Origin of the sequence: Streptomyces sp. NPDC006140 (assembly GCF_040628815.1) — a bacterium.
GTDB lineage: Bacteria > Actinomycetota > Actinomycetes > Streptomycetales > Streptomycetaceae > Streptomyces.
On record NZ_JBEXTS010000012.1, the window covers coordinates 1 to 22,885 of the forward strand.

Annotated in this window: 22 protein-coding genes and 1 pseudogene; 18 read left to right on the forward strand and 5 right to left on the reverse strand. The window is 71.1% G+C overall.

Going from position 1 to position 22,885, the window contains the following annotated elements; genetic code table 11:
* The 6 genes and pseudogenes from ABZ386_RS27985 to ABZ386_RS28010 form a co-directional block, all read left to right on the forward strand.
* Window positions 1–1,679: pseudogene (locus ABZ386_RS27985) on the forward strand (hypothetical protein); the annotation flags it as partial.
* A 5-nt stretch (window positions 1,680–1,684) separates the two neighbouring features.
* The gene (locus ABZ386_RS27990) at window positions 1,685–2,053 is read left to right on the forward strand and encodes a hypothetical protein (RefSeq protein WP_355725903.1); all 369 of its coding nucleotides are present in this window, start codon (window positions 1,685–1,687) and stop codon (window positions 2,051–2,053) included.
* Window positions 2,054–2,089: 36 nt separating this feature from the next.
* Window positions 2,090–2,437: a helix-turn-helix domain-containing protein gene (locus ABZ386_RS27995; RefSeq protein ID WP_356500919.1), complete on the forward strand. Its 348-nt coding sequence runs from the start codon at window positions 2,090–2,092 to the stop codon at window positions 2,435–2,437.
* Window positions 2,438–2,622: 185 nt separating this feature from the next.
* Window positions 2,623–3,006, forward strand: a complete 384-nt coding sequence (locus ABZ386_RS28000; protein ID WP_358966327.1) for a hypothetical protein — start codon at window positions 2,623–2,625, stop codon at window positions 3,004–3,006.
* A 111-nt stretch (window positions 3,007–3,117) separates the two neighbouring features.
* On the forward strand, window positions 3,118–3,822 hold the full coding sequence (locus ABZ386_RS28005; RefSeq protein ID WP_358966329.1) for a hypothetical protein: 705 nt from the start codon (window positions 3,118–3,120) through the stop codon (window positions 3,820–3,822).
* A gap of 40 nt (window positions 3,823–3,862) precedes the next feature.
* Window positions 3,863–4,336, forward strand: a complete 474-nt coding sequence (locus ABZ386_RS28010) for an SUKH-3 domain-containing protein (RefSeq protein ID WP_358966332.1) — start codon at window positions 3,863–3,865, stop codon at window positions 4,334–4,336.
* Window positions 4,337–5,555: 1,219 nt separating this feature from the next.
* Here the strand turns inward: ABZ386_RS28010 and ABZ386_RS28015 are convergent.
* A complete protein-coding gene (locus tag ABZ386_RS28015; protein ID WP_356500928.1) occupies window positions 5,556–5,960 on the reverse strand; it encodes a MerR family transcriptional regulator in 405 nt (134 codons plus the stop codon).
* Window positions 5,961–6,010: 50 nt separating this feature from the next.
* Here ABZ386_RS28015 and ABZ386_RS28020 point away from each other — a divergent pair, with 50 nt between their 5' ends.
* Entirely contained in the window at window positions 6,011–6,901 is an 891-nt protein-coding gene (locus ABZ386_RS28020) for an NAD(P)-binding domain-containing protein (protein ID WP_358966335.1), read from the forward strand.
* Between the two features lie 67 nt (window positions 6,902–6,968).
* Here the strand turns inward: ABZ386_RS28020 and ABZ386_RS28025 are convergent, their stop codons facing one another.
* The 3 genes from ABZ386_RS28025 to ABZ386_RS28035 are packed head-to-tail and all read right to left on the reverse strand — an operon-like array spanning window position 6,969 to window position 10,101.
* Window positions 6,969–7,805, reverse strand: a complete 837-nt coding sequence (locus tag ABZ386_RS28025; protein WP_358966338.1) for a sugar phosphate isomerase/epimerase family protein — start codon at window positions 7,803–7,805, stop codon at window positions 6,969–6,971.
* Window positions 7,802–8,953 (reverse strand): dihydrodipicolinate synthase family protein, encoded by a 1,152-nt coding sequence (locus tag ABZ386_RS28030; protein ID WP_351341649.1) that lies wholly within the window; start codon window positions 8,951–8,953, stop codon window positions 7,802–7,804. The genes ABZ386_RS28025 and ABZ386_RS28030 overlap by 4 nt, the downstream gene beginning before the upstream one ends.
* Window positions 8,950–10,101, reverse strand: coding sequence for a Gfo/Idh/MocA family oxidoreductase (locus ABZ386_RS28035; protein WP_355726048.1), 1,152 nt, complete (start codon window positions 10,099–10,101; stop codon window positions 8,950–8,952). The genes ABZ386_RS28030 and ABZ386_RS28035 overlap by 4 nt, the downstream gene beginning before the upstream one ends.
* Before the next feature lie 310 nt (window positions 10,102–10,411).
* Here ABZ386_RS28035 and ABZ386_RS28040 point away from each other — a divergent pair, with 310 nt between their 5' ends.
* Both ABZ386_RS28040 and ABZ386_RS28045 read left to right on the forward strand, forming a co-directional pair.
* A complete protein-coding gene (locus tag ABZ386_RS28040) occupies window positions 10,412–11,461 on the forward strand; it encodes a LacI family DNA-binding transcriptional regulator (protein ID WP_351341654.1) in 1,050 nt (349 codons plus the stop codon).
* Between the two features lie 254 nt (window positions 11,462–11,715).
* Window positions 11,716–12,630 carry an amidohydrolase family protein gene (locus tag ABZ386_RS28045; RefSeq protein WP_358966341.1) on the forward strand — a complete coding sequence of 305 codons (915 nt, stop codon included), beginning with the start codon at window positions 11,716–11,718 and terminating at the stop codon, window positions 12,628–12,630.
* On the opposite strand, the gene ABZ386_RS28050 is transcribed toward ABZ386_RS28045, so the two are convergent.
* Complete coding sequence (locus tag ABZ386_RS28050) at window positions 12,623–13,213, reverse strand: class I SAM-dependent methyltransferase (protein ID WP_358966344.1); 591 nt, start codon at window positions 13,211–13,213, stop codon at window positions 12,623–12,625. The two genes, ABZ386_RS28045 and ABZ386_RS28050, sit on opposite strands and share 8 nt — an antisense overlap.
* A gap of 158 nt (window positions 13,214–13,371) precedes the next feature.
* Here ABZ386_RS28050 and ABZ386_RS28055 point away from each other — a divergent pair, with 158 nt between their 5' ends.
* The 9 genes from ABZ386_RS28055 to ABZ386_RS28095 all read left to right on the forward strand — a co-directional run bounded on the left by ABZ386_RS28055 (window position 13,372) and on the right by ABZ386_RS28095 (window position 22,848).
* Window positions 13,372–13,971 (forward strand): dihydrofolate reductase family protein, encoded by a 600-nt coding sequence (locus tag ABZ386_RS28055; protein WP_351341662.1) that lies wholly within the window; start codon window positions 13,372–13,374, stop codon window positions 13,969–13,971.
* A gap of 72 nt (window positions 13,972–14,043) precedes the next feature.
* Window positions 14,044–15,009 carry a bifunctional helix-turn-helix transcriptional regulator/GNAT family N-acetyltransferase gene (locus ABZ386_RS28060; RefSeq protein ID WP_351341665.1) on the forward strand — a complete coding sequence of 322 codons (966 nt, stop codon included), beginning with the start codon at window positions 14,044–14,046 and terminating at the stop codon, window positions 15,007–15,009.
* 11 nt (window positions 15,010–15,020) lie between these two features.
* Complete coding sequence (locus ABZ386_RS28065) at window positions 15,021–15,824, forward strand: sugar phosphate isomerase/epimerase family protein (RefSeq protein ID WP_355723954.1); 804 nt, start codon at window positions 15,021–15,023, stop codon at window positions 15,822–15,824.
* 193 nt (window positions 15,825–16,017) lie between these two features.
* Window positions 16,018–16,128 (forward strand): keywimysin-related RiPP, encoded by a 111-nt coding sequence (locus ABZ386_RS28070; protein ID WP_351341670.1) that lies wholly within the window; start codon window positions 16,018–16,020, stop codon window positions 16,126–16,128.
* Between the two features lie 58 nt (window positions 16,129–16,186).
* Entirely contained in the window at window positions 16,187–18,019 is a 1,833-nt protein-coding gene (locus ABZ386_RS28075) for a lasso peptide isopeptide bond-forming cyclase (protein WP_358966347.1), read from the forward strand.
* A 16-nt stretch (window positions 18,020–18,035) separates the two neighbouring features.
* On the forward strand, window positions 18,036–18,326 hold the full coding sequence (locus tag ABZ386_RS28080) for a lasso peptide biosynthesis PqqD family chaperone (RefSeq protein WP_351341676.1): 291 nt from the start codon (window positions 18,036–18,038) through the stop codon (window positions 18,324–18,326).
* Window positions 18,323–18,814 (forward strand): lasso peptide biosynthesis B2 protein, encoded by a 492-nt coding sequence (locus ABZ386_RS28085; protein ID WP_358966350.1) that lies wholly within the window; start codon window positions 18,323–18,325, stop codon window positions 18,812–18,814. Before ABZ386_RS28080 ends, ABZ386_RS28085 begins: the two co-directional genes overlap by 4 nt.
* 28 nt (window positions 18,815–18,842) lie before the next feature.
* On the forward strand, window positions 18,843–20,633 hold the full coding sequence (locus ABZ386_RS28090) for an ABC transporter ATP-binding protein (protein WP_356500939.1): 1,791 nt from the start codon (window positions 18,843–18,845) through the stop codon (window positions 20,631–20,633).
* A gap of 379 nt (window positions 20,634–21,012) precedes the next feature.
* Entirely contained in the window at window positions 21,013–22,848 is a 1,836-nt protein-coding gene (locus ABZ386_RS28095) for a glycoside hydrolase family 3 protein (protein WP_355723942.1), read from the forward strand.
* Window positions 22,849–22,885: the final 37 nt, after the last annotated feature.

A 22,885-nucleotide genomic window follows, 5' to 3' on the forward strand; every position in this document is an offset into this window, starting at 1 on the left:
CGGTGGCGGGCAAGGCCGGCCGGGTCATCGACCCGATGACCTACATCGCCAAGGGCGCGGGCGCCGGTTTGTCGAAGATCGGCGACATCACCAAGAACCTGCGTGGCGTGGGCAACATCGACATCCCGGCCCTGCCCGAGAACGCCGTCACCCTGCCCGAAGGCACGGTCAAGCTCCCCGACGGCACCGTGCAACTGCCCGAGGGCGCGGCCCTGCCGGACGGGGCGACGAAACTGCCCGACGGCAACGTCCGGCTGCCCGACGACGCCCCGGTCCTGCCCGAAGGCACCACGAAACTCCCCACCGAGGACGGCGCCCCGGCCCGCTACTACGATCCCGACGGCAACATCCTCGACGAGCACGGCAACGTCCTGCAGAAATCCGCCGACGGCCCCGGCGACGTCGTCGACCAGCCCCACATGCCCGACACCCCGGCCGGCCCGGCCTCGGGTGCGGACACCCCACGCGTCGACTCCCCCGCCCAGCAACCCGCCCTGGTCGGCGCCGGCACCCACACCGCCGAACAAGCCGGCCAAGCCGGCCAGCGCCTGGGCAACAGCCTCGACGACGTCGGCCGGGTCAACGACGACGTACCCGCCACACCGACCGTCCAGGCAAGCAGCGACATGTCATCCGTCCACGCAGGTGGAGATCTGCCAAGCGGCGGAGCTGGCGACCATCTTCCGACTGGTCACGCAGGCGACAACCTGCCCAGCGGTAGGGCCGACGACGTTACTCAAGGACCATCTGCCAGCCATGGACCGCCAGCCAGTCACACGGGTGGACACTCAGATGCTCACCATGGGGCTGGCGACAACGGCCATACTTCCTCTCCCCGCCATGAACCGTCACCCAATGGCCTCAGTGACCACCCAACCGTCCATCACCAGGACGCCCACAGCGGCAACCACGATGGGGGACTTCCTGGAGACAGCCACCCTGTAGCCAACCATGGTGGCGATGGCGCGGGTCACCAGGATCACGGCTCCGCGTCTCCTGACGCTCCACATAGCCCTGGTTATCCGGACGGGTACGACCCGACGGACGCCCTGGTACACGAAGGAAGCCTGCCTGGGGTCGGTCCCGGAGACAAGTTCCTGGGGCAAATGGACCCTTCCCGAGTCGAAACCGCCAATGGCCTCATCACCCATGTAGATGGCCGCCCGGTCGAAAAGTTCATTCAGTCTCTTTCCAGAGATCGAGTCGACATCTATATGCAAGCCAAGAATGATGGAACGTTCCCAAAGACGCAGACGGGGGCCTGCGTCGGTTCGGTGATAGATACACGCACCGGCCTTGTCTACGAAGGTATCAACGGGCCTGCTGATGCCTTGATCCCGCTCGATGACCTTCATCCGACGCTCGCTGAGCGTTACGAGGCAATCGAATCCAATCCGCCTCACCCCGCACCGATCCTGCAGCACGCTGAGGTGAAGGCCGCGAACCGGCTACTGTGGGAGCGTCGGAAGCTGGGCCTCCCCGATGGCCCGAGTGCTCTAAGTGAACTGCGCGCTTCCGTGTGGTTCCCGTTCAAAAAGGACTTCGACTTGGAGATCCCCGTACCGCCGAAGGCAGCACCTTTCTGTGCGAATTGCGCCAACATGCTGCACGAAGTGCCGAGTTCCTTCGGGCGCTTCACCGGATTCCCTCCCAACGCCCAGAACAAGCTTCCGTGGTAGTGAAAATGCAACGTATTGACATTGACGACGACGAGGTCGACATCGGCTTCGATCACCGGTTGCTCTATGCCGGGCAGCCCTACACAGGGGAGGCCGTGGAGTACTTGGCTGGGCATTTGGTGAGCCTTGCAACTTACACGGACGGACTTAAGGACGGCCCCTATCGTGAGTGGTACAAGGACGGCACACTCCGGGCCGAGGGCATGATGCGCATGGGGTTCGTTTCAGGAGAATTCAAGCGCTGGCACCCAAACGGAGTCCTAGCAAAGCACATGATCAATAGTGAGGACGGAAAAGTTCCTATTGCCGACTACGAGTGGGATGAGGAAGGCCGCCCCACCCGCTCCTGGGAACGCACGAACCGCAATTATTGAGCCGGAATGGTTGAGTTGCCTGCTCGTTGACCGGGTGTGATCGAGGTTGAGGACGCGCGTCGGCTGCCGCCCGTCGCACGGGAGGTGGTGCGGCTGCGGGTGGTGGCCGCGCTGGAATCGGGCACGGTGCGTACGTACCGGCAGGCGGCCGGGATGTTCGGGGTCAGCGAGCGGTCGGTGGGTAGCTGGTGGCGGGCCTACCGCGGCGGCGGGCGGGAGGCGTTGGCGGTGCGGCGCACACGGCGGCCGGTTCCGCAGGAGCTGATCAGTGATGTGGAACGGGGCACGCTCTTTCAGGCGATGGCGGACTGCTCGCCCGAGGAGCTGATGATCGGCGGCCCGTTGTGGACCCGGGCCGCGGCAGGGCTTGGTCAAGTTCCATGAGTGTCCGGGTCCGATGTTGGTGATACCCAGGATGGCGAGTGCTCGTTCGGGTTCGTGGCGGATGGCGCGGGTGGTCTTGGCGATGTTGTCGGCTCCGAGGATCTTCAGGGTGCCGATGGCGAGGGCTGCCGTACGACCTCAAGGGGCGGAACCAGCAAGAGATCTACACGGCCAAAAGACTTCTCATGAAGATTGCGGATCACTTTCACGAGCTATGGTCGCCTTCTTTTGGGATACCCAGAGGGAGTGTGCGGGATTTCATTGCGGATGCCGCATACATAGATGAGCGAGAGATTGTCCAGTATTTGCTGTCCGGGTATGACCTTTTCAGCGTCATGGGTTCCTCCGAGGACGTTCTAGGTTCCGACGAGACGATCACGGGGGCTGACTCCATCTACTCGGATGGAGAATGGGTGTGGCGAGGAGATCTCTGGTTCTACGTGAGAACCCATCACATCTGTCTGCCGCACGAGTTTTTGGAGCGGATCAGGTCCTTTGGCCACGCCATGCCGGCTGAGGACTTGTCGAGTCTCATGGAAATCGCCAAGGAAATCCGCCCTCGCTTGTGAGACTCGACCGCGCGCTCGCATCGGCCGGGCGTAGGCTGACATCGCGGCTGGCAAAGTCAACGGCGTCGAGATCTGGCGCCTTGAACAGATCCAGCGGAGTTGGAGTACAAAGTGCCCGACAGTCTTGATTCATGGGAGCCCAGCGCCCGAGTTGCTGAGCTGCTCTTCGTGGACTTTGACGGAATGCCAGCCGATCCCGACGACGTCATCAGCGATGGCCTCGACGGCGGTTACAGGGATCGCTCCGAGGCCCTCAGGCAAGTGCTGCGGGATTCGGGTGAGGACCCGGCCGGGCGTTTCCTGGCGTGCGTCGCGCTGACCCGCTGGGGTGACGCCGTCGGGTACGAAGAAGTGGTTGCTGCCGCTCATTCACCCGGAGCAGTCGCCTGGCGGGGTGCCTCGTACGACAGGCTGAACGGTGAGGACGACACCTTCGGCGTGTTGGCAGACGCTGTGGGCGACAGCGTGGACATGGAGGACGAACGCGGCACCGGTGCCGAGCGCGTACGGGCTGCGGAGGCGTTGTTCGGAGTGGTCGACTCGGTTCAATTCGGTCGGCACATCAGCTCCCTGCTGCGTGAGGATCTCGTCGTGGCCTCTCTGTCGGTGATCAAAGGCACGGTGGGGCGCGGTATCACGAGGCTGGAGCACGAGCGACACTCGTACGATCTCGGTCTTCAGCTGGCCTTGGTGGTTTCTGCGGCTCGCCGTATCGATACAGACTGGGCTTCGAACGCTGCACGCGGTCTTGTGGCGGCCGAACCGGGTGAGCGTGCGCTGGAAGAACCGCGCGAGTCTTTTCCGGAACTTCCGTGAAGTGATTGGCGATGGAGGGTACTTGAGGTCATACGCAGCCATGGCTTCCCAGCAGCCGACGCCACAAGTGATGGCTTGGCTGATCTCGAACGGCTGGGCTCCTGGCCGGGATCTCGGAGATCGCGCGGCGGAGCTTGTCGAGATACGGGTGCGGGATGCCGAGCGGCAGGGTGTCGCCCTGTCTCCTTCCCCGGCGGCCACCCGGGTCGTCCACGCCTATGGCCTGCTGCGCCTCCCGCATCCGAAGGCGGCGGAGACATGGCTGATGAAACCGACGATCGGCTACGAAGGCGATGCTGCTCTCATTCAGGAGCTGGCGGCCGGTATCGGAGTGGGGCTCTTTCCCATCGGATTCGAGGAATCCGAGTTCGGCCTCCTTCTGGTGGACGAGACCGGGCGTTGGTTCCATCTGCACCACACCGGGGGGTATTTCCTGGGAGCGGACGAGTACGACGCGTTCTCACGGTTCCTGAGTGGGGTCGACGCTCCGGACGTGGAGGACTGTTCTGTCTGAGCAAGGGAAAGCGACCACGGCCGTCGCCCGTTGGACCTGGGGACGTGAGCGTGAGGGAGGCGGCAGTGTCGCTGCCTGCTTGAGTGAACTGTTCACGGCGTACGCGGTTCTGAGCAGGCACAGGCTCGTGATCGGCGCCCCGCGTGTGTCTGTGTCCGTTCACGAGGCGGGCAGGAAGAACAGTTACCTCTTCCGGGAAGACTTCGAGCCGGAGGATACGTGGGCTCCTGCGGATGTCGCGAAGAGCATGGCTGAGGAAGTCGAAGCGGGCAGGCGCCCGGGGGAGATCGGGTCCGTGTACGCGGACGCCGACGGCCTCGGCGAAGTAGTGATCAGAGGCGGTGGCCGTGAGAAGGCCGACCTCTTACGGCTGGGAGCCTCGACCCTGCTCGATCACATCAGCGTGGAATTGGTGACGCACACTGTTCACTGGCTTCCGTATGACCTCCGGGGGCGGCCCCAGCCAGAGGTGTACGCAGCGAACGGTCCCCGATTGGCCGCGGCGCTTCGGGATATCGCCGAGGTCTTTGGAACCGAGACCGATCCGGACGACCCGACCTACTTCGCGCGGCCGAGTGAAACCGGCGCCGAGAACTTCTTCGACCAGGACGGCACGCTCTGGACGTCTGGGAGAGCTTCGAGATCCCTTACCGGTACAGGGCGTTCACGCAGACTCCTGGGTTCGGGAGGATCGGGTACCGGCGTACCGCTGAGGGAGACGTGCGGTATGTCCCCGTACAGGATGAGCGCGGGATCGTCGGACATCTGTGGGCGTCCGACGAGGAGAACGCGGCGAGTTTTGAACCGCTTGAGGTCGGCGACGACGCCACGTACCACGCCGGGTTGGCCTGGCTGGAGCGCCTGCGGTCCGCGCACGACCGGGGGTTGTCTCCGTCGGCGGCTCTGGCCGAGGTGTCGACGACGGCTGACACGAGCGCAGGCCGGGTGGCTCCGGCGTGCGAACCGCGCACCGTCGCTCTCGCTGCCCTGCGTGACCGATCGCGGGGCTGACAGCGGGGCTGCCCTCGGAGTTGTGGTTCACGGGCGCCGATCTGCGCAACGTCGGGAATCGCAAGTCCCGAGCCGTACGACGAAGGCTCCGGACCTAACATGACCAACAGCCTTTGACGCGTGCCGCGATGTCTGGCAGCCGTACGTGAAGGTCGCAGTGCGGCCTCACAGGCGGTGGACGGTACCTCGAGGTGTGAAAGGTGTCGGATCACGCTGGAACGGCGGTCCATTCCGTGCCGTCGAAGGGCGGGTAGTGCTCGCCCACGCGCTCCGCCGCCTCGATGTACGCGGTGAGGGCGTCGCGGGACTGGGTGAGCCGTTGCATCTGGTCGTCGAGGCGTCGTAGGCGGGTGCGCATCGCGGTCAGTAGTTCCGGGCAGCCGGGCAGGGTCGGGGTCTCGCCGACCGCGCAGGGCAGTACGTACGCGATGTCCTCGGAGGACAGGCCCGCGCCCAGCAGGTGCCGGATCTGTTTCACCCGCAGTACGGCGTTGTCGTCGTACTCGCGGTAGCCGTTCGCGCCGCGGTCCGCCTCCAGCAGCCCCTGGGCCTCGTAGTAACGCAGCTGGTGGGCGTTGACGCCCGTCCGTCGGCTCAGTTCCCCGATCCGCATCGGAAACCCCCCTTGACCTTCACACCGGTCTCAACGTTGACGATGCTGTCATGGACAAGGACAGCACATCCCCAACTCACGTATCTGTGGTCGGACTTGGGCTGATGGGGCAGGCGCTCGCCGGGGCGTTCCTGCGGGCCGGGCATCCGACGACCGTGTGGAACCGTACGGCGTCCAAGGCCGAGCGGCTGGTGGCCGAGGGCGCGCGGCTCGCCCCTTCGGTCGGTGACGCGATCCAGGCGGGTGCTCTGACGGTCGTCTGCCTCACCGACTACCAGGCCGTGCGCGAACTGCTCGGCGTGGACGGGGTCTCTCTGGACGGCGCGATGCTGGTCAACCTGACCTCGGGCGACTCGGCCCAGGCCCGGGAGACCGCCCGATGGGCGGAGCAGCGCGGCGCCCGTTACCTGGACGGCGCCATCATGGCCGTGCCGCCGGCGATCGGGACCGCCGAGGCGGTGATCCTGCACAGCGGCGCCCGGGCGGACTTCGAGGAGTACGAGTCCGTGCTCGGCGCGCTCGGCACCGTCACCCACCTCGGTGCGGACCACGGGCTCGCGTCCCTGTACGACGTGGCCGGTCTGGCCATGATGTGGAGCGTGCTCAACGCATGGCTCCAGGGCACGGCGCTGCTCAGGACGGCCGGTGTCGACGCCGGGACGTTCGCGCCGTTCGCCCGGCAGATCGCCGCCGGCGTGGCCGAGTGGCTCCCGGGGTACGCCGAGCAGATCGACAGCGGTTCCTTCCCGGCCGAGGTGTCTGCGCTGGAGACCGACGCGCGTGCCATGGCCCACCTGGTCGAGGAGAGCGAGGCGGTGGGGGTCAACGCCGAACTGCCCAAGCTGATCAAGGCGATGGCCGACCGTGCGATCGCCGCCGGGCACGGCAGGGAGCAGTATCCCGTGCTCATCGAGGAGTTCAGCAAGCCTGGCGGCAGCTGACCCGGTTCGGGGCAGCGGCCGCTGCCCCGCCCCCGGACAGCCAGGGGACAGGGCAGCGCGCCTGGTGCTAGCGGGTGTGCTCGACGAACCGCGCCGCCGTCTCCGCCAGGACCTCCTGGCCGTCCCGGGCCCACAACCCGTCGTTGAACAGCTCGACCTCGATCGCGCCGGTGTAGCCGGCGGCCTCCACGTAACCCTGCCACTCGCGCATGTCGATCGCGCCGTCACCGATCTGGCCGCGGCCGGTCAGCACGCCCTCCGGGAGGGGGGTCGTCCAGTCGGCGAGCTGGAAGGTGTGGATGCGGCCGCCCTCGCCCGCCCGGGCGATCTGCGCGGGTGCCGTGTCGTCCCACCAGATGTGGTACGTGTCGACCGTGACGCCGACCTGGTGCGCCGGGAAGCGCTCCGCCAGGTCGAGGGCCTGGGCCAGCGTCGACACCACGCAGCGGTCCGAGGCGTACATGGGGTGCAGCGGCTCGATCGCGAGGCGGACGCCGTGCCGCTCCGCGTACGGGCCCAGTTCCGCCAGGGCGTCCGCGATGCGCTCCCGCGCCCCGTGCAGGTCCTTGGAGCCCGCCGGGAGGCCGCCCGAGACCAGGACCAGGGTGTCCGTGCCGAGCGTGGCCGCCTCGTCGATCGCGCGGCGGTTGTCGGCCAGGGCCTCGGCCCGCTCCCCCGGGTCGATCGCCGTGAAGAAGCCGCCCCGGCACAGCGTCGTCACCGTCAGCCCCGCGTCCCGGACCAGCTTCGCCGTGGCCTCCAGGCCGTACGACTGCACCGGCTCGCGCCACAGGCCGATGTTGCGGATGCCCAGCCGGCCGCAGCCGTCGACCAGTTCCGGCATCGACAGCTGCTTCACCGTCATCTGGTTGATGGAGAAGCGGTCCAGCCCGGTGGTGCTCACTGGTTCACCCCGTACACGCTCAGCAGGGTCTTCATGCGCTCCTCCGCCAGCTTCGGGTCGGGGAACAGGCCGAGGCCGTCGGCGAGTTCGTAGGCCTTCGCGAAGTGCGGGAGGGAGCGGGCCGACTGGAGGCCGCCGACCATCGTGAAGTGGGACTGGTGGCCCGCGAGCCAGGCGAGGAAGACCACGCCCGTCTTGTAGAAGCGGGTGGGGGTCTGGAAGAGGTGGCGGGACAGCTCGACCGTGGGGTCCAGCAGTCCCCGGAAGCCCTTCACGTCGCCCGTGTCCAGGACCCGGACCGCCTCGGCCGCCAGCGGGCCCAGCGGGTCGAAGATGCCGAGCAGGGCGTGGCTGAAGCCCTGGTCGTCGCCGGCGATCAGCTCCGGGTAGTTGAAGTCGTCGCCGGTGTAGCAGCGCACGCCCTGCGGAAGCCGGCGGCGGATGTCGATCTCCCGCTGGGCGTCCAGCAGCGAGACCTTGATGCCGTCGACCTTGTCGGGGTGCGCCGAGATCACCTCCAGGAAGGTGTCCGTCGCCGCGTCCAGGTCGGACGAGCCCCAGTAGCCTTCCAGCGCCGGGTCGAACATCGGGCCCAGCCAGTGCAGGATCACCGGCTCGGCGGCCTGGCGCAGCAGGTGGCCGTAGACCTCCAGGTAGTCCTCGGGGCCGGAGGCGGCCGCCGCGAGCGCCCGGGACGCCATCAGGATGGCCTGCGCGCCGGACTCCTCGACGACCGCGAGCTGCTCCTCGTAGGCCGTGCGCACCTCGGCGAGCGTGCCCGCGGCGAGCTGGTCGGTGCCCACGCCGCAGGCGATCAGGCCGCCGACCGACTTCGCCTCGGCCGCCGAGCGGCGGATCAGTTCCGCCGCGCCCGCCCAGTCCAGGCCCATGCCGCGCTGGGCGGTGTCCATGGCCTCGGCGACGCCCAGACCGTGCGACCACAGGTGGCGGCGGAAGGCGAGGGTGGCGTCCCAGTCGACGGCGGCGGGCGAGTCGGGGGACACGTCCGCGTACGGGTCGGCGACGACGTGCGCCGCCGAGAAGACCGTGCGGGAGGTGAAGGGGGTGCCGGGGGTCACGGCGAGGGGCTCGGTGCGGGGCTCGTACGTCCGCAGCGCCCCGCCGCTGTCCGGGAGTCGGATGGTCACAGCGAGATCTCCGGTACGTCGAGGCGGCGGCCCTCGGCCGAGGACTTCAGGCCCAGCTCGGCGAGCTGGACACCGCGGGCACCGGCCAGCAGGTCCCAGTGGTAGGGCGCGTCGGCGTAGACGTGCTTGAGGAACAGCTCCCACTGGGCCTTGAAGCCGTTGTCGAAGTCCTGGTTGTCGGGGACCTCCTGCCACTGGTCGCGGAAGACCTCCGTGACGGGGATGTCCGGGTTCCAGACCGGCTTGGGCGTCGCCGAACGGTGCTGGACGCGGCAGTTCCTGAGCCCGGCCACCGCCGAGCCCTCCGTGCCGTCGACCTGGAACTCCACCAGCTCGTCGCGGTTGACGCGGACCGCCCAGGAGGAGTTGATCTGGGCGATGGCGCCGCCGTCGAGCTCGAAGATGCCGTACGCGGCGTCGTCGGCCGTCGCGTCGTAGGGCTTGCCGTTCTCGTCCCAGCGCTCCGGGATGTGGGTGGTGGCGATGGCCTGGACGGACTTCACGCGGCCGAACAGCTCGTGCAGCACGTACTCCCAGTGCGGGAACATGTCGACGACGATGCCGCCGCCGTCCTCGGCCCGGTAGTTCCAGGACGGGCGCTGGGCGGCCTGCCAGTCGCCCTCGAAGACCCAGTAGCCGAACTCGCCGCGCACCGACAGGATCCGGCCGAAGAAGCCGCCGTCGATGAGGCGCTTCAGCTTCAGCAGGCCGGGGAGGAAGAGCTTGTCCTGGACGACGCCGTGCTTGATGCCGGCCTCATGGGCCAGGCGGGCGAGGTCGAGGGCGCCTTCCAGGCCGGTGGCGGTCGGCTTCTCGGTGTAGATGTGCTTGCCGGCGGCGATGGCCTTCTTGAGCGCCTCCTCACGGGCGGAGGTGACCTGCGCGTCGAAGTAGATGTCCACCGTCTCGTCGGCGAGGACCGCGTCCAGGTCGGTCGAGACGTGCTCCAGCCCGTGCTGCTCCGCCAGCGCCCTGAGCGCGTGCTCGCGGCGGCCGACCAGGATCGGCTCGGGCCACAGCACGGTGCCGTCGCCGAGGTCGAGGCCGCCCTGCTCGCGCAGGGCCAGGATGGAGCGGACCAGGTGCTGGCGGTAGCCCATGCGCCCGGTGACGCCGTTCATGGCGATACGCACCGTCTTGCGTGTCACGTCGTTCCCTTCGTACGCGGTCGTCGCGCCGCGTACGCCCCACCCGTCACCGGGGGCCGGTGAGCCGTCCTGTGGACTGGTGAGCGTTACAGCAAGCGCTTTCTATATACGGAGAAGCTAGCCTCTGAACCGCGGTCCGGACAAGACCGTGACCAGGACGAGTTGTTCGAGGGGGCGAACAACCGGGGCTCGGGGGCTTAAGGTCTGCTCAAACCATGGCCATAGGTCCGTCGGAACCAGCGGAACCATGGTCATAGGTATGGGTGTGTAGGAGGGCGGACGACGAGATGCGCGACCGGAGGACGACGAGATGACGGTGACCCTGGCGGATGTGGCGGCCCGCGCACAGGTCTCCCCCGCGACGGTGTCGCGCGTGCTGAACGGGAACTACCCCGTGGCCGCCTCCACCCGGGAGCGGGTGCTGAAGGCCGTGGACGAGCTGGACTACGTGCTCAACGGGCCCGCGAGCGCCCTGGCCGCCGCCACCTCCGACCTGGTCGGGATCCTGGTGAACGACATCGCCGACCCGTTCTTCGGGATCATGGCGAGCGCGATCCAGGCCGAGATCGGCGGGCCGGGCGGCCGTGCGGGCGGGGAGAGACTCGCGGTGGTCTGCAACACGGGCGGCTCGCCGGAGCGGGAGCTGACGTACCTCACGCTGCTGCAGCGGCAGCGGGCGGCGGCCGTGGTGCTCACCGGCGGCGCGATCGAGGACGCGGCGCACCAGGCGGCGATGGACGCGAAGGTGCGGAAGCTGGCGGACGCCGGGACGCGGGTCGTGCTGTGCGGGCGTCCGCCGGCGCCGGGGACCGGAGCGATCGCGCTGACCTTCGACAACCGCGGGGGCGGGCAGGAGCTGACCGAGCACCTCATCGGGCTCGGGCACCGGCGGCTCGGGTACATCGCGGGACCGGAGGAGCGGACGACGACGCGGCACCGGCTGGAGGGGCACCGGGCGGCGCTGGCCGCGCACGGGATCGAGGAGGACCCCCGGTGGACCGTGCACGGGCGGTACGACCGCCGCTCCGGGTACGAGGCGACGCTGGAGCTGCTGCGGCGGGATCCGTCGCTGACGGCGGTCGTCGCGGCGAACGACTCCGTCGCGCTGGGGGCGTGTGCGGCGCTGCGGGACTCCGGGCTGCGGATTCCGGAGGACGTGTCGGTGGCCGGGTTCGACGATCTGCCGTTCAGCATCGACGCGGTGCCTTCGCTGACGACGGTGCGGTTGCCGTTGGCGGAGGCCGGGGCTCGGGCCGGGCGGATCGCCATGGGGCGGGAGGAGGCGCCGCCGGGGGGCATCGCGTCGGTGCGGGGGGAGTTGATGGTGCGGGGGTCCTCCGGGGTGCCGCGGGTTTCGTAGTGCTGGGGGTTTCGTAGTGCCGGGGGTTTCGTAGTGCCGGGGGTTTCGTAGTTCTGGGCGTTGCTGCCCGGGCCGTGCTGGGGGCTGCCGCCCCCAGGCCCCGCTTCGGCCTGAACGGCCTCGTCCTCAAGCGCCGGACGGGCTGGGGTGGGGCTGAGCGCCGTCGTTATCGAACCCGGACGGGCTGGGTGGGGCTGATCGGCATGGAGGCGGTGGCGGCGGTGGGTGAGGAGATGGTCGGGGCAGGGAGCCGTATGAGCGAGCCACACGCCCTGTCCGGCGACTCCGAGGAGGTCCGTGACGTGCGGCGGTTCTGGGGGCGGCTCGGGGTTCCGGGGCTGGTCGACGTCCACACGCACTTCATGCCCGAGCGGGTCCTGCGCAAGGTCTGGGAGTACTTCGACACCAACGGTCCGCTGGTCGGTGGGCTGGAGTGGCCGATCACGTACCGGACGGCGGAGGCCGAGCGAGCCGCTCTGCTGCGGGAGTTCGGTGTGCGGGCGTTCACCGCGATGCTCTACCCGCACAAACCCGGCATGGCCGCGTGGCTCAACGGCTGGGCGGTCGACTTCGCCCGGCGCACCCCCGACTGCCTGCACACCGCCACCTTCTTTCCCGAGCCGGACGCCGGGTCGTACGTCCGTGAGGCCGTCGAAGCGGGCGCGCGCGTGTTCAAGGCGCATGTGCAGGTGGGGGCGTACGACCCGGCCGACGAGTTCCTCCAGCCGGTGTGGGGGCTGCTGGCCGAGGCCGGGATCCCCGTGGTGGTGCACTGCGGCTCCGGGCCCGCGCCCGGCAAGCACACCGGCCCCGAGCCCATCGCGCGGGTGCTGGCGCGGCATCCGGGGCTCCGGCTGATCGTCGCGCACATGGGCATGCCCGAGTACGAGGAGTTCTTCGGCCTCGCCGAGCGGTACGACGAGGTGCGGCTGGACACGACGATGGCGTTCACCGATTTCGCCGAGGGGCTCATGCCGTTCCCGCGCCGCGCCCTGCCCCGGCTCGCCGCACTCGGCGACCGCGTGCTGCTCGGCTCGGACTTCCCCAACATCCCCTACCGCTACCTGCACCAGCTCGACGCCCTGGAACGGCTGGGCCTCGGAGAGGAGTGGCTGCGGGCCGTGTGCCACGACAACGCGGCGGAGTTGTTCGGACTTCAGGTCACGTGACGGGGGTGGCCGGCGACGCTTCCCGGCCGAGCGTCGCCGTGAATCCGAAGAGTTCCGGCACCCCCTCCCGGCCCGCCTCCGCCGTCCGTTCGATGCTCAGGTCCGCCGCCGTCGCCCCGTTGAGGAGTTCGGCGAGCGGGATGTGCCAGGCGCCGAGGCGGGCGCGTACGCCGGTGGTGTTCCAGGAGGGGGCCAGGGCGCGGGCGATCTCGCGGAGCGCGGCGGGGTAGTCGGGTACGTCCGTGCCGGCCAGGACGCATACGGCGGCCGGGAGGGAGCCGGTGGCCAGGGGGAGGGCGGTGGCGTCGGCCACGGCCACGGGGAGGCGCCGGGCGGCGTGCCGCAGCTGGTTGCGGGAGAGGTCCGCGCCGACGGGTGACCAGCCGAGGGCGGTGAGGGTGGCGGCGTGGGCGCCGGTGCCGCAGCAGACGTCGAGGCAGGTGGCTCCGTCGCCGGGGCCCAGCAGGTCGCGGAGGGTGGCGTGGACGTGCCGGAGGTAGTCGCCGCCGGCCTCCGGGGACATCAACTCGTTGTACCGGTCGGCGTGTTCGTCGTACACCGCCGTCGTCTTCGAGGAGACCATGGGCCGGACGCTATTGCCCCTGCCCGAGCGGTGCGGGGGGTGGCCCCGGGCGTGAGGGGCGGGTTCGCGGCCGGGGCGATGAGTTTCGCGTCGCAGACCGGTCTGCAGTGCCGTATCGAATGTCCTCATCGCCTGTGCGAGAAAGCGGAGTGAGTCCCATGCGTATCGTCGTCACCGAGTTCATCAGCCTGGACGGTGTGGTGCAGGCCCCGGGCGGGCCGGAGGAGGACACCGACGGGGGCTTCGCGCACGGCGGGTGGTCGCACCCCTACTTCGACGAGGAGGTGCTGGGCGGCGCCTTCGACGCGGGGCTGGGCAGAGCCGAGGCGCTGCTGTTCGGGCGGCGGACGTGGCAGACGATGGCGGCGGCCTGGCCGGAGCGGGACGGGGACCCGTTCGCGGACCGGATGAACTCCCTGAAGAAGTACGTGGTGTCCAGCACGCTCGGCGAGGACGACCTCACCTGGAACAACTCCTCGCTGATCCCCGGCGACCGGGCCGTGGCCCGGATCCGGGAGCTGCGCGCGAGCGAGGGCGGCGACCTCGCGATGATGGGCAGCCCGACGCTCGTGCGGACGCTGCTGTCCGAGGGCCTGGTGGACGAGCTCCAGCTCGTCGTCATGCCGGTGCTCCTCGGCGGCGGCAAGACGATCTTCCCCGGGGACGGGGCGAAGCGCCCGATGGAGCTGGTCTCGACGACCACCGCCAAGACCGGGGCACAGGTGTGCGTGTACCGGCCGGCGGCGAGCGAGGGGTAGTCCCGGCGACCTGGGCGGCCTAGGCTCACCCCATCGGAACCTCTGACTCAGTCAAGGACCGGGGTGGTGGTCGTGACCGTCCAGGACATCCGCTCCTTCAACCGCTTCTACACGAACGTCATCGGCGCCCTCGACTACGGCCGTCAGCTGTACGCCCCCTACACCCTCACCGAGTCCCGGGTGATCTACGAGCTGGCCCACGCGCCGCGCACGGACGCCGCCGACCTGCGGGCCCAGTTGCACCTGGACGCCGGATACCTGAGCCGCATCCTGAACCGGTTCGAGAAGGACGGGCTGATCGAGCGCGGCCCGTCCGAGACGGATCCGCGCCGTCGCCGGATCACGCTCACCACCCGCGGCCGGGAGGTCGCCGCGCTCCTCGACGAGCGGGCGCGGGAGTCGGTCGAGGCGCTGCTGGACACCGTGCGGGCGGCGGACCGGCCGCGGCTGGCGAAGGCGCTGGGGACCGTCCGGGCGATTCTCGGCGGCGGCCGGGCCCCGCGCCCCGAGGACGTCGCCCTGCGCGAGCCCGCCCCCGGCGACCTCGGCTGGATCGTGCAGCGCAACGCCGCGCTGTACGCCGCCGAGTACGGCTGGAACGCCGACTACGAGGGGCTGGTCGCGAGGATCGTCGCCGACTACGCCGAGGACCACGACCCCCACCTGGAGCGGACGTGGATCGCCGAGCTGGACGGCCGGCCGGTGGGGTGCGTGATGTGCGTACGGGACGAGGCGCCCGGGGCCGCGCGCCTGCGCCTGCTGCTCGTCGAGCCGCACGCGCGGGGGCTCGGCATCGGCGACCGGCTGGTGGAGGCCGTCGTCGACTTCGCCCGCGAGGCCGGCTACCGCGAGGTCGTGCTGTGGACCAACGACGTCCTCGCCGCGGCCCGCCGCATCTACCGGCGCCACGGCTTCGTCCTGGTCGCCGAGAAACCGCACCACTCCTTCGGCCGGGACCTGACCGGCCAGGACTGGCGACTGGATCTTCACGCAACACCCGACCGACGAAAGGGAGTCGCGGGCGGGGACGCCGGGTAGGGTCCGTCCACATGAAGCTGGCGTTCTCCACCCTCGGTGTCCCCGGCCTGCCCCTGTCCGACGTGCTGCGGCTCGCCAGTACGCACGGCTATCACGGCGTCGAGTTGCGCACCCACCCCGAGGAGCCGGTCCACACCGGCCTCGATCCGGATCGGCGGGCCGAGGTGGCGGCCGAGTTCAAAGGGGCGGGCGTAGAGATCCTGGGCCTCGCGGGATACGCGCGGGTCGCCGCCCCGGGCGACGACGAGCCCGTCCTGGCCGAGATCCGCGCCCTCCTCGACCTGGCCCACGACCTCGGTGCCCCGTACGTCCGCGTCTTCCCCGGCGGCGACCTGGACGTCCAGACCCCTGAGGAGGCGGACGCGACGGCCGCCCGCCGCCTGGGCACGGCCGCCGAGTACGCGGGCGACCGCAACGTGCGCGTGCTCCTGGAGACCCACGACTCGCACCGCACCGCCGCCGACGCCATGCGCGTCCTCGGGCTCGTCGGCCACCGTCAGGTCGGCGCGCTCTGGGACGTCATGCACACCTGGCTGGGCGGTGAGCAGCCCTCGGAGACCTACGCGGCCCTCTCCCCCCACCTCGGCTACGTCCAGGTCAAGGACATCGCCTCCGCCGAGGACACGACCCCGCTGCCCCTCGGCGAGGGCGTCCTGCCCCTGGCCGAGTGCGTGGAAGTCCTCTCCCGGCACGGCTGGGACGGCTGGCTGTGCTGGGAGTACGAGAAGCGCTGGTACGAGGGCGCGGCGCCGCTGCCCGATCTGCTGGGCCCGGGGCGTGAGCACCTGAGCCGGCTGCTCAACGAATCGGCGTAATCGACCCGCATTCTGACGATCCCGTCAACAAAACGACGCCGTCAACAATTGAATACGAAACGGCGGTTCACGGCTCGAGTGGGCAATTCGGCCCGTCAAAGTCTAGGCTGGAAAGAGAAGTTGGATCGCGAATGCCGCGTTTCATCGGCACCCGAAATACCGGAGGACTGAAAACGGAAAGGGGGTGCACGAAATGCGTGCGTACGAGCGTCCGACGCTGACTGCGGTCGGCACTTTCCGCGCCACCGGCCTCGGCACGAACAGAGGGCCCGAGCGGCTCATCCGCCTGAGGTTCAGCCTGTGACGCGTCGGTCGTTTCCCCTGGGGGAGCGACCGGGCCCGGGAGCAAGGAGGGCGTCCACGTGGACCGTTTCGCCGACCCCGACGCGCTCCCGGGCTGGTTCGTCGCCCTGCCCGACCGTGCCGAAGCCGCCCCGGTCGGCGCCGCGCTGCGCCGCTGGGCCGTGCGGGAGGTCGGCCATGCGTCGGGGCGGCCCTGGCTGCTCGGCCGCTGGGACGACGGGGCCCTGACCGTCGGCGCGGCCGGGCCCTCCCGCGTCGCGGTGCTCGGTGAACACGCCGTCACCGGCGCGGAACTGAGCGCGGTCGCCGGGCGGCTGCGTACCGCCGCCGACCGCGACAGGGCGGTCGGTTCGTTCGCCGGGAGTTTCCATCTGGTCGTTTCCGCCGGCGGATGTGTACGGGTTCAGGGCAGTGTCACCGGGCTGCGGCCCGTTTTCCATGCCCGCGTCGGTGACGTGGTGGTGGCCGGTGACCGGGCCGATGTCCTCGCCCGGCTGCTCGACGCGCACATCGACGAGCGGCTGCTGGCGGTCCGGCTGCTGAATTCGTTCGCGCTGCACCCGGTGGCGGGCCTGCCCGTGTGGCAGGGCGTGCAGGTGCTGCCGGGCGGCCACTGCCTGCTGCTCGACCGGGACGGCCGGGAGCGGCGGCTGAGGTGGTGGAGCCCGCCCGAGCCGGTCGTGCCGATGGCCGAGGGCGCGGCGAGGCTGCGGGAGGCGCTGGGCGCCGCCGTGGCGGCCCGGGTCCGGGGGCGCCGGCTGGTGAGCTGCGACCTGGGCGGGCTGGACTCCACCTCCGTGTGCGCCCTGGCGGCCGGCGGGAGCGCCCGGGTCGTCGCCTACACCGCCGACGGCCGCGACCCCATGAGCGACGACGTGACCTGGGCGCGCCGTACCGTGGCCGGACTGGACGGCGTCGAGCACCATGTCTTCGCCGGGGACGAGGTGCCGTTGGTCTACGACGGGCTGGACGAGGCGGACGACCTGTTCGACGAGCCGTGCCCGGCCGTCGTGCATCGCGGCGGGTGGCTGGTGATCCCGCGGTCCGCCGCGGCGCGCGGCTCACGGCTGCATCTGACCGGGTTCGGCGGGGACGAGCTGCTCGCGGGTTCGCCGGCGCATCTGCACGCGCTGCTGCGCGGCCACCCCCGCGTGGCGTGGCAGCGGGTGCGCGGGTTCGCCGCCCAGCGCCCCTGGTCGTACCGGCAGACGCTGCGGCAGCTGCGGGACGGCAGCCCCTACCGGGCCTGGCTCGCCCGGGTCGCCGAGCAGCTCACCGCCGTACCGCCCCCGGAGGACACCCCGACCCTGGACTGGGGGATGCCGCCGCGGCTGCCGCCGTGGGCGACCGGGGACGCCGTCGCGGCCGTGCGGGACGTGATCCGCGACGCGGCCCGGACGGCGGAGCCGCTGGCCCCCACGCGCGGGCAGCACGTGGAGCTGGAGGCGATGCGGAGCACCTCCCGGATGGTCCGGCAGCTGGGGCAGATGGCCGCGCGGTTCGGGGTGGGCCTCGCCGCCCCGTACTACGACGACCGGGTCGTGGAGGCGGGCCTGGCGGTGCGGCCGCAGGACCGGGTCACGCCCTGGCGGTACAAGCCGCTGATCGTCGTGGCCATGCGGGGTGTGGTGCCCGAGGGGAGCCTGTCCCGGCACACCAAGGACGAGGGCTCGCACGACGTGGAGGCCGGGCTGCGGGAGAACCGGGCCGGGCTGCTCGCCCTGTGCGAGGACTCGCGACTGGCCCGGCTGGGCCTGGTCGACGCCGACGCCCTGCGCGAGGTGTGCCGCCGTCCGCTGCCGCCGTCGCTGCAGTTCGACGCCCTGTACCAGACGGTGGCGTGCGAGCTCTGGCTGCGCACGCTGCAGGGCGCCGCGGCCGTACCGTCCTGAGTCCGAAGGAGACGTCATGACGCTCAAGCTGCGTGCGGGTGTGTACACCGCCGAGACCGAGTACGGGATCGCGCTGCTGGACGAGGACCGCGACCAGTACTGGACCCTCAATCCCACCGCGGCCGTCGTCGTGCGGGCCCTGCTGGACGGCAGGGGCGCCGAGGACGCCGTGCGGGAGCTGACCGCCGAGTACGAGGTGGACGCCGACAGCGCCGGGCGGGACGTCCGGGAGCTGGTCGGCGAACTGCGGGCGGCGGGCCTGGTGGAGGAGGACACCCGGCGTGGCGTGCGTGGGCGGTCGTCATGAGCTCGCCGGAGGTCGTCGCGCACGCGCCGCGTGCGGTGCCGCCGCGGCGGCGGCTGGAGGTGCGGCTGGTGGTGGCCGTCGCGCGGCTGCTGGCCACCCGGCGGCCCCGGCGTGTACGGACCGTGCTGGAGCGGCTCAGCCGGGGTGCCCGCCCGGCCACCGTCGAGGAGACGCGGGCGGCCCGGGACGCCGTGGTCGCCGTCAGCCTGGCCTGCGCGGGGCGGGAGGGCTGCCTGCCCCGGTCCCTGGCCACGGCCCTGCTGTGCCGACTGCGCGGCCGGTGGCCCACCTGGTGCGTGGGGGCGCGGCGGCTGCCGCCGTTCGGCGCGCACGCCTGGGTGGAGGCGGAGGGGGTGCCGGTGGGCGAGGAGTACCCGCCCGGCTACTTCCGGCCGCTGTTCACCGTGGCGTGCGCCGAGGACGGACAGCGGGTCCGGTCGGCGGTGAGGGCCGGACGGGACGCGGACGCCGGGTCCCGCCGGCCGTGAGCGCCGGGCGTGGGAGGAAGCGTCAGCCGTGACTGCCGGGCGTGGGAGGAGGACCGCGGGTGACCGGGTGGGCCCCCGGGACGTCCTGCGCCTGCTGCGCGGCCACCGCCGGCGGGTCGCCCTCGCCGTGCTGCTGACGCTGGGCGCGACGGGCCTCGGTCTCGCCCAGCCGCTGCTGGTGCGGCGGGTCATCGAGTCGGCCGCGTCCGGGAGCGCGATCGGGCCGGTCGTCGGTCTCCTCGTGGTGTTCTTCCTGGCCCAGGCGCTGGTGCAGGGCTTCGCCCAGTACGTCCTGGCCCGCACCGGCGAGGGCGTGGTGCTGGGCGTCCGGCTCGGGCTGATCCGGCATGTGCTGCGGCTGCCCATGGCCTCCTACGACCGGCATCGCGTCGGTGACCTGATCTCCCGGGTCAGCACCGACAGCACCACGCTGCGGCTGCTGGTCGCCGAGGGGTTCACGGACGCGGTGACCGGGGGGATCGGCCTGGCCGGGGTCGTGGCGCTGATGATCTGGCTGGACTGGACGATGTTCCTCGTCGTGCTGGCCGTGGTGACGCTGGGCACGGTCCTGGTCGGCTCGGTGCTGCGCGGCATCGCGTCGGCGTCCCTGGCCACGCAGCGGGCCACGGGGGCGATGACCGCCGACCTGGAGCGGGCGCTCGGTGCCATCCGCACCGTCCGGGCCAGCCGTGCCGAGCAGCGCGAGTCGGAGCGCATCGGCGGCGGGGCCAGGTCGGCGTACGCGGGGAGCGTGCGGATGGCGAAGCTGGACGCGGTGGTGGCCCCGGCCGTCGAACTGGCCGTGAAGGGGTCGTTCATCGTCGTGCTGCTGATCGGCGGACTGCGGGTCGCCGACCGGCAGGGGTCGCTGGCGGATCTGGCCGCCTTCCTGCTGTACATGATCTATCTGGTGGGTCCGATCGGGACCGTGTTCCAGTCCGTCAGCACCATGCAGCAGGGCGTGGGCGCCTACCGCCGGATCACCGAGGTGCTGGCGCTGCCCACCGAGCGGGACACGGCGCCCCGGCGGCCGGCGCCCCGCCCCGACGGTGCCGCCCGGCCGCCCCTGCTGGCGTTCCGGGACGTCTGGTTCGGCTACGAACCGGACCGGCCCGTGCTGCGCGGGGTGTCCTTCGAGGTGCCCGAGCACGCCCATGTCGCCCTGATCGGCAGCTCCGGCGTCGGGAAGTCGACCGTCTTCGCGCTCGTCGAGCGGTTCTACGACCCCGACCGGGGGCGGATCGAATTCGACGGCCGGGACGTACGGGCGGTGGGCCGCGCGGCGCACCGGGCCCGCGTCGGCCTGGTGGAGCAGCAGGCGCCGGTGCTGTACGGGACGCTGCGGGAGAACCTGACGTACGCCGTTCCCGACGCGCCGCCCGAGGAGGTGGAGCGGGTCGTCGGCATGGTGCATCTGACGGATCTGGTGGCACGGCTGCCGCAGGGTCTGGACACCGACGCCGGGGAGCACGGCACGGCGCTGTCCGGCGGGGAGCGCCAGCGGATCGCCATCGCCCGGTCGCTGCTGGCCCGGCCCCGGCTGCTGCTGCTGGACGAGCCGACCGCGCACCTGGACGCCGTCAGCGAGGAGGCGCTGCGCCGGTCGATCCGCGAGGTGTCGGCGGAGTGCACCCTGCTGGTGATCGCCCACCGCATGTCGACGATCCGCGCCGCGGACCTGGTCCTCGTGCTCGACGAGGGCCGCGTCGTCGCCGCCGGCAGCCACGCCCACCTGGCCGCCACCAGCGAGCACTACCGGCGTCTGGTCCACACCCAGCGTCCCGGGGAGGCGGACGCGTCGCGGGCGGGCGCCGGGTGAACCGTGGCCGAAAGCAGCAACTCACCCGCCCCGTTGAGCCGCCGGAGCCTCTCGCGTACCGATTTCCGGAAATCCGGGCCGAGTCGGGAACCCGGGCCGGACTCGCGTCGTCCAATCCCAGGCCGCCGGGGAGTCACCTCGGTGCGGTGTCGGCCCTCGCTGCTGGCTGCGATCGCTGACCACCCTCTCCGCCGTACCGCGGCCGGCGGCCCCGCTGCCATCGGCGCGCCCCCCTCCAACCGCGCCGGTGGCGGCCCCTTCCCGGTTACTGTGCATTCCCTTGACTGGCAGAAACTTCCCGGTTATTGCTGACCTCCTGGAAGTTTCCTTCAGATTTCCTTCAGCGGATCCGAGCGGATCACCTCCGGAAGGAGCCCACGTGCACGACACCGGCACGGGAAGCACGGGAAACACCGCACAGCCCTCCAGACGTACCGTCCTCGCCGCCACCGCGGGCCTCACCGCCGCCCTCGCGGCCGCCGGGCCCGCGTCCGCCGCCGACGCCCCGGACGACCGCCGGCTCCGCGCCCTCGTCTCCCGCATGACGCTGGAGGAGAAGGTCGGGCAGCTCTTCGTGATGCGGGTCTACGGCCACTCCGCCACCGCCCCCGACCAGGCCGACATCGACGCCAACCTCAAGGAGATCGGGGTCCGTACGGCCGCCGAGCTGGTCGCAAAGTACCGGGTCGGCGGCATCATCTACTTCGCCTGGGCGCACAACACCCGCGAGCCGCACCAGATCGCCGACCTGTCCAACGGCATCCAGCGGGCCTCCCTGGACCTGCCGCGCGGACTGCCCGTGCTGATCTCCACCGACCAGGAGCACGGGATCGTGGCCCGGGTGGGCAAGCCCGCCACGCTCTTCCCCGGCGCCATGGCCCTGGGCGCGGGCGGATCCCGGCGGGACGCCCGGACGCTGGGCCGGATCGCGGGCGCCGAGCTGCGCGCGATGGGCATCCGGCAGGACTACTCCCCCGTCGCCGACGTGAACGTCAACCCGGCCAACCCGGTCATCGGCGTACGGTCCTTCGGCGCCGAACCGCGTGCCGTGGCCGCGCTGGTGGCCGCCGAGGTCGCCGGGTACCAGGGGGCCGGGGTCGCCGCGACCGCCAAGCACTTCCCCGGGCACGGGGACACCAACGTCGACAGCCACACCGGCTTCCCCACCATCACGCACAGCCGGGAGCTGTGGGAGAAGCTGGACGCCCCGCCGTTCCGGGCCGCCATCGCCGCCGGCATCGACTCGATCATGACCGCGCACCTGATGGTCCCCGCCCTGGACGACTCCGGCGACCCGGCCACCCTCTCCCGCCCGATCCTCACCGGCATCCTGCGCGAGAAGCTCGGCTACGACGGGGTCGTGGTCACCGACTCCCTCGGCATGGAGGGCGTGCGGACCAAGTACGGCGACGACCGGGTGCCGGTGCTCGCGCTGAAGGCGGGCGTGGACCAGCTCCTCAACCCGCCCGACCTGGACCTCGCCTGGAACGCCGTCCTGGCCGCCGTGCGCGGGGGCGAGCTGACCGAAGCCCGGCTGGACACCTCGGTCCTGCGGATCCTGCGGCTCAAGGCGAAGCTCGGGCTGTTCCGTTCGCCGTACGTCACCCACGGCGGCGTCGACCGGACCGTCGGGACCCGGGCGCATCTGGCGGCGGCCGACCGGATCGCCGAGCGGACGACCACACTGCTCGTCAACGAGGGGCGGCTGCTGCCGCTGTCCCGGCGCCGGTACCCCAAGGTGCTCGTGGTCGGGGCCGACCCGGCCTCGCCGTCCGGGACGACCGGGCCGCCCACCGGCGTGCTCGCGGGCGCGCTGACCGAACTGGGCTTCACCGCCACCGCCCTGCCGACCGGCACGGCACCCTCCGCGGCGACCGTCGCCCGGGCGGTCGCGGCGGCGCGGGACGCGGACGCGGTGGTGGCCGCCACCTACAACGTCGGCGCGGGCAGCGCCCAGCAGACACTGGTCGAGCAGCTCGCGGCGACCGGGCGGCCGGTCGTGGCGGTCGCGATCCGCAACCCGTACGACGTGGCCCGGTTGCCGTCCGCCGCGGCCTGCCTGGCCGCCTACTCCTGGACCGACGTCGAACTGCGGGCCGCCGCCCGGGTGATCGCCGGGCGGGTGGAGCCGCGCGGGAAGCTCCCGGTGGCGGTGCGGCGGGCGGATGATCCGGAGCAGGTGCTGTACCCGATCGGGTACGGGCTGACGTACTAGACGTACGCCACGGACCGGGCACACCACCCCCAAGGTG